We start from the raw sequence: 10,603 nt of genomic DNA on the forward strand, positions 1-10,603 counted from the left end.
CCCGCGCTGGTTCGATTTTTTCGATCTGGAGCGCGGGCTGTTGGTGGAAGCCGAACGTGAGCGCGATGCGCGCGACCTGGAACTGCAACTGCGCCGCCCGTTGCTTGCGCACAACGCGCCGGCGCCCTTGGCCATCCGTGCGACGGCAGGCGGGCATACCGAGTGGTTTCGTGGCGTGAGCCAGGCGCTGGAACTGGCGGTGGCTGACCTGCAGACGCAGGGGTATCGCGTCTTTGTGCTGCGCGATTGGCTGCAGGCGGCGATGACGCAGCGGATCGATCGCCTGTACGACTGGTCGGCCGTGCAGTTGAGCCCGGACGAACTGGATGGCCTGCTCGGCACCACGCCGGCGCAACGCGCGCTACGCGATGTGCTCGATGGGTATCGTGCGCTGGATCTGCCGCTGCAGGCGCACCTGCCCGACCAGGTCTGGGCGTGGTACTGCCGTCACCCATGAGCGCGTTGCCAGCGCGTTGACGCGTGGTGGCCCAGCATCGCGGCAATCCCGAGGAGATGCCACATGCGCAGTGCACAGCTGACGTTGACCGATGCGTTCAAGGTGCTGTTTTCGGTGCGGCAAGTGCAGGCCGTCGAAATGGTGATCGCGCCGGGCGAGGGCGAAGGCGGGCCCGACAACCGCCACCGCGGCGCCGATCAATGGCTGTACGTGGTGGACGGCACCGGCGTGGCAGTGGTCGAGGGGCAGGCGCATGCGCTGCAGGCCGGTTGCCTGATCGCCATCGAGCGCGGTGAAACGCACGAGATCCGCAACACCGGGCACACGCCATTGAAGACGGTCAATTTCTATCACCCACCTGCCTACGATGCGCAAGGTGAGCCGCTACCGGCTGGCGAAGCGTAGTGAGTTGAGCGCGGTGACGCATGCATCCGCTGGATACGCCGATGCGCTCAGGCTTGCGCAAGCCAGGCGCATGCACAGTCCTGGGGTAGTGCCAGGCACGCTTCAACGTCAGGTGAGCATTGCGCCCACTGCATATTGACGCCGCGCTTGTTACATCGGGCTGCCATCCACAGCCCGGGAAGTGCCATGCCACAGACCAAGACGCGCCGCGCTGCCGACAAGGACAAGCGCGAAGGAAAATCGCCCAGTACCCAGGCCGGCGAATACGTCAAAGAAGAAATCGAACAGGTGCGCGAAGGCGCGCATGGGGTCAAAAGCACCAAGCAGGCCATTGCAATCGGGCTGTCCAAGGCGCGCCGCGATGGCGTGGATGTTGCACCGTCCGGTTCCGCGTCCAAAGCCACCAAAAAGAAAGCCGCACAGGACAGCGCCGCTGCAACTTCCAAAAAGCCGGTGTCGCCCACGCGCTCGGCCGGTGCCAAGAAAGCCTTGAAGACCGCCAGCAAAAACACCACCGCCGAGAAGACGGTAAGCAAGCAGGCCTTGTCCACGCAGACCAAGGGCGCCGCAAAAAAGCGCACAGCCAGTGATCGTTCGGCAGCGGCAAAGAAAGCCGCAAGCACCAAGGGCCCGGCAGTGCGCAAGGCGGCCGCGAAGAAGGCAGCTGCAACGCGTAAGCGTGCCGAAGCCAAAGACGCTTAGATGGTGAGTACGAGCGTAGCGTGCAGCCGTTAGCCGGAGTGGGACGGCGTGAGGGAGATTGGCGTGCAACGGGCGCATGCCCACCGAGAATCGACTCTCCAGGTGATTGGTTGCGCGGTCACTTTATATTTATGCCTGCCACGCTCAGCAAGAAGTGCTGCCACGCGGCACGCACGAACAGTGCCGCTCCGGCGGTCACTCAGCCGTAGGTCGGTGCTGATTCATGCACACGCTGCTGGTGCCGGGATTGCAAACGTGGACGCAGCCAAGCGGCACAAGCGGCTTCATCGAGCGAGCCGTCCGCCAAGCCGATATAAAACCCGTAGAGTTCCAGATCGCCCGCCACCAAGGTGGCGCCGTTGAGCACAATGAAGGTTTCGCAGGCCACTGCTGCGGTGCGCTTGTTGCCATCGACAAATGGATGGTTGTGGGCCAGGCCATACGCCAGGCTCGCTGCAAGCGCCGCCAGGTCCGGTGGCGGGTCGCCATAGGCAGCCAGTTGTTTCGGTCTGGCAAGCGCCGAATCGAGTAGCGCATCGTCACGCACACCGCTCCCGCCGCCATGTTCGGCCAGCTGGCGATCGTGAATGGCCAAGACAAGTGGCCGCTCGATCCAGATGAGCATGCGCGCGTTACTGGGCCAGTTTGTTGAGCAAAGTGCGGCGTTCACGCATCACCTGCTCGGCCACATCCATCTGCGCAGCCAAGGTGGGGTCGAATGCGGTCAGCTTGATGCCGTCTGGCGTTTCCAGCGCATAGAGTTCGTCGCCCTTGCCCAGGCGCAGGCGGGCGAGCAGTTCCTTGGGCAGGATAATGCCGGAGGAATTGCCGATGGCAGTGATCTTGAGTTTCATGGCAGCACCTTGCGTTAATACGTAAGTTATAACTCTCCAGCGACGCGCTCGCAAGCCGGCCCGGCTGAATCGGCTCAGTAAGCCAATCTCGTCTGCTGCGACCGATGGGTGTACAAATGTACACCTTGCCCCGTCCGGCTGTTGCACGCCCATGCCCCCACTGTCTCCTCAACGCGCCGCGGTGCTGGCCTTTCTGCACGAGCAGGCCCAGGCCGGTGTGTCGCCCAGCCTGGCCGAGATTGCGCAGGCCTTCGGGTTTGCCTCGCGCAACGCGGCGCAAAAGCATGTGCAGGCCCTGGCCGAGGCGGGGTTGATCGAGCTGCTGCCCAACCAGAAACGCGGCATTCGCATGCCCGGCGGGGCCAGGCGCGATGCGGTGCTGGCCTTGCCGGTGCTGGGGCGGGTGGCGGCGGGTGTGCCGATCGGCGCAGACATCGGGCTGGAGCGTCAGCTCTGGCTGGACCGCGCGCTGTTTTCGCTGCGCCCGGATTACCTGCTGAAAGTGCAGGGCGATTCGATGATCGACGACGGCATCCTGGATGGCGACCTGGTGGGCGTGCATCGCAGCAACGAGGCGCGCGATGGACAGATCGTGGTGGCGCGGGTGGACGGCGAAATCACCATCAAGCGCCTGGAGCGTGGGCCCGAGCGCATCCGCCTGCTGCCGCGTAACCGCGCGCATGCGCCGATCGTGGTGGCGGCCGATGCCGACTTCGCGATCGAGGGACTGTACTGCGGCCTGATCCGGCAGGGCTGACATGAGCCAGGAGCCCGCGCGCACCAGACAACACGGCAATGCGGCGCTGGCGTTGCCGCTGGATGCCTTGCTGGCCGCGCGCACGGTGTGGCGGGCCGGCCATGGCACGGCCACCGCCAATGGCGGCGAAGCCACCGGGCATGCCGCACTGGATGCGCTGCTGCCCGACGGCGGCTGGCCGCGGCGTGCGCTGACCGAGTTGCTGTTGCCTGCCCACGGCATGGGCGAAATCGCCTTGTTGTTGCCCACCCTGGCACGCATGACCGCTGCCAGCAGCCGGGTGGTGCTGGTAGCCCCGCCGTTCATTCCGTATGCGCCGGCCTGGCAGGCGGGCGGGGTGGTGCTGGAACATCTGGAGGTGGTGCAGGCCGAGCCGCGCGACGCCTTGTGGGCGTTCGAACAATGCCTGCGCAGTGGCGCCTGCGCGGCGGTGCTGGGCTGGCCGCAGACCGGCGATGCGCGCGCATTGCGGCGGCTGCAGGTGGCAGCCGACAGCGGCAACTGCTGCGCGTTTGCGTTGCGCGACCGCCGCCATGCGGTCAATGCATCGCCGGCAGCCCTGCGGCTGGAATTTCTGCCCGAGCGCGATGCCTGGCAGGTGCGCAAGTGTCGCGGCGGGCAGGTCCCGTCGCAGCCGTTGCGGCTGGCGCATTGAGCCGCGCGCATGTTGTGGGCCTGCATCTTATTGCCGCAGCTGGCACTGGACGCCGTTCTCCGGCGGCTTGAAGCGCCACACGCGCCGCTGGTGCTGGTGCAGGGGCCGGCGCAGCTGCGCAGCCTGCACTCGGTCAATCTCGCCGCCGCGCAGGCGGGGCTCAAACCGGGCATGCGCTTGTCGGCGGCGCATGCCTTGATGGCGCAGGTGCGCACGATCGATTACGAGGCGCACAACGAGGCGCGCACGCAGCGCTTTCTGGCCGCCTGGGCCTACCGGCACAGCTCGCTGGTGAGCCAGCAGTGGTCGCGCGCCATCGTGCTGGAAGCCGGCGCCAGCTTTCGCTTGTTCGGCCCCTGGCCACGCTTCGAGCGGCGCCTGCGCGACGAGCTGCAGGCGCTGGGCTTCCAGCACCGGCTGGCGCTGGCACCCACGCCGCGCGCCGCGCGCGTACTGGCCGGCCTGCGCGATGGCATGGTGGTGACGCAATTGCCGGCCCTGCACAGCACGCTCGACAAGGTGCCGGTGCGCCGCGCAGCATTGCCCGAGGATACCGGCGAGCGCCTGCAGCACATGGGCGTGCGCACGCTTGCGGCGCTGCGCGCACTGCCGCGCGACGGGCTGCGTCGGCGCTTCGGTGCGGGCCTGCTCGATCACCTGGATCGCCTCTACGGCACCGTCGACGACCCGCTGGAGTGCTACGCACCGCCAGACCATTTCGACCACCGCGTGGAGCTGGGCTACGAGGTGGAAACGCATCCGGCGCTGCTGTTTCCGTTGCGCCGGCTGATCGGCGACCTGTGCACGTATCTGTCCATTCGCGATGGTGGCGTACAGCGGTTTTTGCTGCGCCTGGAACACGAAGAGGGCGCCACCGACGTCGAGATCGGTCTGCTCACGCCGGAGCGCACGCCCACGCTGCTGTTCGAGCTGGCGCGCAACCGGCTGGAGCGGGTGGAGATTCCCCGCCCGGTGGTGGCGATGCGGCTGCTGGCGCGGCAACTGCCGCCGTTCGTGCCGGCCATGCGCGACCTGTTTGATCAACGTGCGCAGCAATCGGTGGACTGGCCGCAGCTGCGCGAACGCTTGCGTGCGCGGTTGGGCGACGAGGCGGTGTACCGCGTGCTGCCGGCCGACGACCCGCGCCCGGAACGCGCCTGGCGTCGCGCCATCGGCGATGCGCTGCGCGAAACCGCCGCGCCGCCACGTCCGCCACGCCCCACCTGGCTGTTGCCGCAGCCGGTACCGCTGCACGACCCGCAGTTGCGCATCGTGTCCGGGCCGGAGCGGCTGGAAAGCGGCTGGTGGGACGACGACGACGCGCGTCGCGATTACTACGTGGTGGAAACCACGCGCGGCCGGCGCGGTTGGGCATTCGCCGCACCGGGCCGGGTGGATGGCTGGATGCTGCATGGGTGGTTCGCATGAGCGCGCACGCCCGCGCGGTATCGGAGCACGTGTTGCCTGGCTGCTCATTGCGGCTGGGGGCACGCGGCCAGTGCCACGGCTCCAGACAAAACGCGGCAGGGCCTGCGGCGACGCGATCTGACGCGCACTGGAAATCTGCAGGGCGCAACACGCAGTTGAAGGCCTCCGTGCATGAGCTGGGATGACGCCGTCGATGGCGTGGACCGCGACACCCCCGGCGGGCGCATGCCGCGCGCCTGGAATGTGGCCGCGCGGCTGCGTGCGGCCAACGACGACATCACCCATGCGCAGGTCGCCGATGGCTTGCCCGCGTATGCCGAGCTGCATTGCCTGTCGGATTTCTCGTTCCTGCGTGGCGCCTCCAGTGCCGAACAGCTGTTCGTGCGCGCACAGCACTGCGGCTACAGCGCCTTGGCCATCACCGACGAGTGCTCGCTGGCTGGCATCGTGCGTGGCCTGGAAGCGTCGCGTGCCACCGGCGTGCGGTTGATCGTCGGCAGCGAATTCACCCTGGTCGATGGCACCCGCTTCGTGCTGCTGGTGGAAAACGCGCAGGGCTATCCGCAGTTGTGCGCGCTGATCACCAGCGCGCGGCGTGCGGCAAGCAAGGGCGCGTATCGGTTGGGACGTGCCGACGTGGAAGCGCAGTTTCGCGACGGTGTACCAGGTGTGTTTGCACTGTGGTTGCCTGGCGCGCAGCCGCAGGCAGAGCAGGGCGCCTGGTTGCAACAGGTGTTTGGCGAGCGCGCGTTTCTGACGGTGGAACTGCATCGCGAACAGGACGATGCCGCACGCCTGCAGGCGCTGCAATCGCTGGCGCAGCAACTGGGCATGACCGCCTTGGCCAGCGGCGATGTGCATATGGCGCAACGCCGCGAGCGCATCGTGCAGGACACCCTGACCGCCATCCGCCACACCCTGCCGCTGGCCGAGTGCGGCGCGCATCTGTTTCGCAATGGCGAGCGCCATCTGCGTACGCGGCGTGCGTTGGGCAATATCTACCCGGATGCACTATTGCAGGCCACGGTGGAGGTGGCGCAACGCTGCACTTTCGATATTTCCACGATCAACTACACCTACCCTAAAGAACTGGTGCCGGAAGGACATACGCCAACCAGTTATCTACGTCAGCTCACCGAAGCCGGCATTCGCAAGCGCTGGCCGGGCGGCATCTCGGCGAAGGTGCGCGAGGACATCGAAAAAGAGCTGGCGCTGATCGCGTTCAAGAAGTACGAAGCGTTCTTCCTCACCGTGCACGATGTGGTGCGCTTCGCGCGCGAGCAGAACATTCTCTGCCAAGGCCGTGGCTCGTCGGCCAATTCGGCGGTGTGTTATGCGCTGGACATCACCGCAGTCAACCCGGACGAGACGCGGTTGTTGATGGCGCGATTTCTCTCCGAAAAACGCGATGAACCGCCAGACATCGACGTGGATTTCGAACACGAACGCCGTGAGGAAGTGCTGCAGTACGTCTACAGCAAGTATGGCCGCGAACGTGCGGCGCTGGCGGCAACGGTGATCTGCTATCGCGGCAAGAGTGCGGTACGCGACGTGGCCAAGGCTTTTGGCCTGCCGCCGGACCAGATCGCGCTGCTGGCCAATTGCTACGGCTGGGGCAATGGTGAAACGCCGATGGAACAGCGCATCGAAGAAGCCGGGTTCGATCTGGCCAATCCGTTGATCAACAAGATCCTTGCAGTGACCGAGCAGCTGCGCGATCACCCACGGCATCTCTCCCAGCATGTCGGCGGTTTCGTCATCTCCGACGAACCGCTATCGCTGCTGGTGCCGGTGGAAAACGCCGCCATGGCTGGGCGCACCATCATCCAGTGGGACAAGGACGATCTGGAAACCATGAAACTGCTCAAGGTCGATTGCCTGGCGCTGGGCATGCTGACCTGCATCCGCAAGACCCTGGAGTTGGTGCGCGGTCACCGCGGGCGCGACTACAGCATTGCCACGCTTCCGGGTGACGATCTCCCAACCTACAAGATGATCCAGCGCGCCGATACGGTAGGCGTGTTCCAGATCGAGTCGCGCGCGCAGATGGCGATGCTGCCGCGGCTCAAACCTGCGGTGTTCTACGACCTGGTGATCGAAGTGGCGATCGTGCGTCCCGGGCCGATCCAGGGCGACATGGTGCACCCGTATCTGCGCAGGCGACAGGGTCGCGAGGAAGTGAACTATCCATCGGCGGAAGTGGAAGACATCCTCAAACCCACACTGGGCGTGCCGTTGTTCCAGGAGCAGGTGATGGAACTGCTGATGCATGCCGCCGAGTACACCGAAAGCGAAGCGGACAATCTGCGCCGCTCCATGGCGGCCTGGCGGCGCGGCGGCGACATGGAACAACATCGCACGCGCGTGCGCGAGCGCATGCAGGGCAAAGGCTACGCCTCCACCTTCATCGACCAGATCTTCGAACAGATCAAGGGCTTCGGCTCCTACGGGTTTCCGCAAAGCCACGCCGCCTCGTTCGCCAAACTCGTCTATGCCAGCTGCTGGCTCAAACGCCACGAACCGGCGGCCTTTGCCTGCGGACTGCTCAATTCGCAGCCGATGGGCTTTTATTCGGCCAGCCAGATCGTGCAGGACGCGCGCCGTGGCAGCCCGGAGCGCGAACGCGTGGAGGTGCTGCCGGTGGACGTGTTGCACAGCGACTGGGACAACACCCTGGTCGGTGGCCGGCCGTGGCGCAGCGACGCCGACCCGGGCGAACAACCGGCGATCCGGCTGGGCATGCGGCAAGTTGCCGGGTTATCGGAAGTGGTGGCAAATCGCATCGTCGCTGCACGCACGCAACGGGTTTTCGCCGACATCGGCGACCTGTGCCTGCGCGCGGCACTCGACGAAAAAGCGCGCCTGGCCTTGGCCGAAGCCGGCGCCCTGCAGGGCCTGGTGGGCAACCGCAACGCCGCGCGTTGGGCCATGGCCGGCGTGGAAGCGCGGCGACCGTTGCTGCCGGGCAGCCCGGAAGAACGCCCGGTGGAGTTCGAAGCGCCGCGCGCGGGCGAAGAAATCCTGGCCGACTACCGCGCGGTCGGCCTGAGCCTGCGCCAGCACCCGATGGCGCTGCTGCGCCCGCAGATGCGCCAGCGGCGCATCCTGGGCCTGCGCGAATTGCAGGGACGCCGCCACGGCAGCGGCGTGCATGTGGCCGGCCTGGTCACCCAGCGTCAGCGCCCGGCTACCGCCAAGGGCGCCATCTTCGTCACCCTGGAAGACGAGCACGGCATGATCAACGTCATCGTCTGGTCGCACCTGGCGCTGCGCCGCCGCCGCGCGCTGCTGGAATCGCGCCTGCTCGCCGTGCGCGGCCGCTGGGAACGCGTGGACGGCGTGGAGCACCTCATCGCCGGCGACCTGTACGACCTCAGCAACCTGCTCGGCGAAATGCAGCTGCCCTCGCGCGATTTCCATTGAGCGCTGCCCGCGTGCAGCAGGTATCGGCAGCGCAACACTCCATCGCGTCGATATGCCTGCCCGGATGCCTTCATTCGTGTACTGCAATGCAGGGTGGGTGACCACCTGTGGTGCCAATCACCCGCGCATCGCCGGTATCACAGGCGCCGAGCGACGCCGGGCAGGGGGAGAGTGGTCGACGTCGCTATCGGCGAAGACCCGCCTGAGGCCCGTCCACGCAGGCGTTGTGCACCACGAAACCCAGACGCGCATGAATACTGCCCTGCGTCGGTCACCGACAGCCAACCGGTCTGTGCTACACCATGCAGGCTGGCGCGGCCGCGCTGGCTTATCCCTTCACCCACGAGGCGATCATGAAGTTGGAGGCGCTGTTCGAGCAGTTGCATACCTTGCCCACGGTACCCAAGGTGGCGCAGGACCTGATCCGTCAATTCGACGATCCGCAGACCGATATCGATACGTTGGCGCGCAGCATCGAGCGCGATCCGGTGATCGCCGCCAAGGTGCTGCGGCTGGCCAATTCGGCGCGCTTTCACGGCCTGCGCGATTCCACCAGCGTGGAAGACGCCGCGATGCGCCTGGGCTTCAATACGCTGCGCACCCTGGTGCTGGCCTCGGCGATGACTGGCGCCTTCCGCGCCGGCCCGGGCTTCGACCTCAAGGCATTCTGGCGACACAGTTTCGAAGTGGCCGGCATCGCCCGCCTGCTGGCGCGCCAGCACGGCCTGGACCCGGAAACCGCCTTTACCTGCGGCATGATGCACAACATCGGCGAGCTGCTGATCCAGTCCGGCGCCCCGGATTACGCCAGCCGCATCAACCACGACACCTCGTCGGCCGGCCATGCCGCCGAAGAGACGCTGCAGCTGGGTTTCGGCTACCCGGAAGTGGGCGCCGAGCTGGTGCGTCGCTGGCAGTTGCCAGCCGTGATCCAGGAAGCCATCGCCTACCAGGTCCGCCCCGCGGCCGCACCCGACGGCGCGCGCATGCCCTTGCTGGTCGCCCAGGCCGTGCAGGTCTCCGACGCCCTGCATGCCCATGGCGGCGACCCTGCGGCGGCACTGCAGGCGGTACGTGGCCCGCTGATGGACGGCGTGGATCTGGACGCGTTGTTCGCCGCGCTGCCGGAGGTCATCGAGGCCGATCGCGCGTTTGCCGAGTTGCTGCACTGACACGTAATCGCACGCGCCGCGGCGTCATTCCAGGCGCAGCGGCGCAAATACGCAGGCCTTTACGTCTTGCATGGGTGGCGCGGGTATCAAGGCTCGTGGTCCTGAGCCGGCCATCGTGTCAGGCGCACGCTGCGAGAGGCAGACGGGCGTCGTAACGCTCGCCTCGCAACGCGCCGCAGCAGCAGGTGCCGGGCGGTGCGCGCTTCCATCAAGCGCTTGAACATGTTTCGAAACGTATCTGTGTCCGCGAAAGGGTCACTGCGCCGGGTGTCGCGGCCATTCGAAAGATCGTCACCCATGCAGCCGGGTGCACTTGTTGGCTTCCACCCAAGCCACCCGCCACAGCACGCACACTGTCACGCCGCGCCGCAGCTGGACGGAACCCCGCGCAGGCGCTAGCGTGGTGCGGATTTTTTGCCTACAGGGGAACGCCCAATGCGCCATGACGCGCAGCCGCGCCAGCTCACTTTCCGCGCCGTCGTGCTGGCCATCGTGCTGGCGGTGGTGCTTTCGGCCGCCAACGCCTATCTCGGCCTGTTCGCCGGCCTGACCATTGCCACCGCCATCCCGGCAGCGGTGGTGTCGATGGGCGTGCTGCGCCTGCTCGGCGGCGGCACCATCCTGGAAAACAACATCGTCCAGACCGGCGCCTCGGCCGGTTCGTCGATCGCGGCGGGGGTGATCTTCACCATCCCGGCGCTGGTGATCATGGGCTACTGGCCGGACTTCAAGTACTGGTGGGTGCTGGGC

At 66.6% G+C, this 10,603-nt stretch carries 11 protein-coding genes; 9 read left to right on the forward strand and 2 right to left on the reverse strand.

Annotated features, from left to right (window positions below):
- The 3 genes from OZ10_RS19105 to OZ10_RS19115 form a co-directional block, all read left to right on the forward strand.
- Positions 1 to 457, forward strand: a 457-nt coding sequence (locus OZ10_RS19105; protein WP_039566604.1) for a hypothetical protein, incomplete at its 5' end; no start/stop codon positions are given.
- Positions 458 to 520: 63 nt separating this feature from the next.
- Positions 521 to 862 (forward strand): cupin domain-containing protein, encoded by a 342-nt coding sequence (locus OZ10_RS19110; protein WP_039413341.1) that lies wholly within the window; start codon positions 521 to 523, stop codon positions 860 to 862.
- A gap of 186 nt (positions 863 to 1,048) precedes the next feature.
- Positions 1,049 to 1,564, forward strand: a complete 516-nt coding sequence (locus OZ10_RS19115; protein ID WP_039566607.1) for a DUF6496 domain-containing protein — start codon at positions 1,049 to 1,051, stop codon at positions 1,562 to 1,564.
- Positions 1,565 to 1,763: 199 nt separating this feature from the next.
- Here the strand turns inward: OZ10_RS19115 and OZ10_RS19120 are convergent, their stop codons facing one another.
- Both OZ10_RS19120 and OZ10_RS19125 read right to left on the reverse strand, forming a co-directional pair.
- Positions 1,764 to 2,189, reverse strand: coding sequence for a type II toxin-antitoxin system death-on-curing family toxin (locus OZ10_RS19120; protein WP_039566608.1), 426 nt, complete (start codon positions 2,187 to 2,189; stop codon positions 1,764 to 1,766).
- Positions 2,190 to 2,196: 7 nt separating this feature from the next.
- Positions 2,197 to 2,418: an AbrB/MazE/SpoVT family DNA-binding domain-containing protein gene (locus tag OZ10_RS19125; protein WP_039413331.1), complete on the reverse strand. Its 222-nt coding sequence runs from the start codon at positions 2,416 to 2,418 to the stop codon at positions 2,197 to 2,199.
- 151 nt (positions 2,419 to 2,569) lie between these two features.
- Between OZ10_RS19125 and lexA the strand changes: the two genes are divergently transcribed.
- The 6 genes from lexA to OZ10_RS19155 all read left to right on the forward strand — a co-directional run.
- Positions 2,570 to 3,175: a transcriptional repressor LexA gene (lexA, locus tag OZ10_RS19130; RefSeq protein WP_039413328.1), complete on the forward strand. Its 606-nt coding sequence runs from the start codon at positions 2,570 to 2,572 to the stop codon at positions 3,173 to 3,175.
- Position 3,176: 1 nt separating this feature from the next.
- Positions 3,177 to 3,830 carry a translesion DNA synthesis-associated protein ImuA gene (gene imuA, locus OZ10_RS19135; RefSeq protein WP_039566609.1) on the forward strand — a complete coding sequence of 218 codons (654 nt, stop codon included), beginning with the start codon at positions 3,177 to 3,179 and terminating at the stop codon, positions 3,828 to 3,830.
- 9 nt (positions 3,831 to 3,839) lie between these two features.
- Positions 3,840 to 5,258 (forward strand): Y-family DNA polymerase, encoded by a 1,419-nt coding sequence (locus OZ10_RS19140; RefSeq protein WP_039413322.1) that lies wholly within the window; start codon positions 3,840 to 3,842, stop codon positions 5,256 to 5,258.
- A 171-nt stretch (positions 5,259 to 5,429) separates the two neighbouring features.
- Complete coding sequence (locus tag OZ10_RS19145) at positions 5,430 to 8,681, forward strand: error-prone DNA polymerase (RefSeq protein ID WP_039566612.1); 3,252 nt, start codon at positions 5,430 to 5,432, stop codon at positions 8,679 to 8,681.
- Positions 8,682 to 9,034: 353 nt separating this feature from the next.
- Positions 9,035 to 9,853: an HDOD domain-containing protein gene (locus tag OZ10_RS19150; RefSeq protein ID WP_039566614.1), complete on the forward strand. Its 819-nt coding sequence runs from the start codon at positions 9,035 to 9,037 to the stop codon at positions 9,851 to 9,853.
- Between the two features lie 435 nt (positions 9,854 to 10,288).
- On the forward strand, positions 10,289 to 10,603 hold a 315-nt coding region (locus OZ10_RS19155; RefSeq protein ID WP_039566613.1), incomplete at its 3' end, for an OPT/YSL family transporter.

Source organism: Xanthomonas cannabis pv. cannabis (genome assembly GCF_000802365.1).
Lineage (GTDB): Bacteria > Pseudomonadota > Gammaproteobacteria > Xanthomonadales > Xanthomonadaceae > Xanthomonas > Xanthomonas cannabis.

Coding starts and splice junctions, on each gene's coding strand:
- OZ10_RS19140 (WP_039413322.1), top strand. CDS start 3,840: ATGTTGTGGGCCTGCATCTTATTGCCGCAGCTGGCACTGGACGCCGTT.
- imuA (WP_039566609.1), top strand. CDS start 3,177: ATGAGCCAGGAGCCCGCGCGCACCAGACAACACGGCAATGCGGCGCTG.
- OZ10_RS19145 (WP_039566612.1), top strand. CDS start 5,430: ATGAGCTGGGATGACGCCGTCGATGGCGTGGACCGCGACACCCCCGGC.
- OZ10_RS19150 (WP_039566614.1), top strand. CDS start 9,035: ATGAAGTTGGAGGCGCTGTTCGAGCAGTTGCATACCTTGCCCACGGTA.
- OZ10_RS19110 (WP_039413341.1), top strand. CDS start 521: ATGCGCAGTGCACAGCTGACGTTGACCGATGCGTTCAAGGTGCTGTTT.
- OZ10_RS19125 (WP_039413331.1), bottom strand. CDS start 2,418: ATGAAACTCAAGATCACTGCCATCGGCAATTCCTCCGGCATTATCCTG.
- lexA (WP_039413328.1), top strand. CDS start 2,570: ATGCCCCCACTGTCTCCTCAACGCGCCGCGGTGCTGGCCTTTCTGCAC.
- OZ10_RS19115 (WP_039566607.1), top strand. CDS start 1,049: ATGCCACAGACCAAGACGCGCCGCGCTGCCGACAAGGACAAGCGCGAA.
- OZ10_RS19120 (WP_039566608.1), bottom strand. CDS start 2,189: ATGCTCATCTGGATCGAGCGGCCACTTGTCTTGGCCATTCACGATCGC.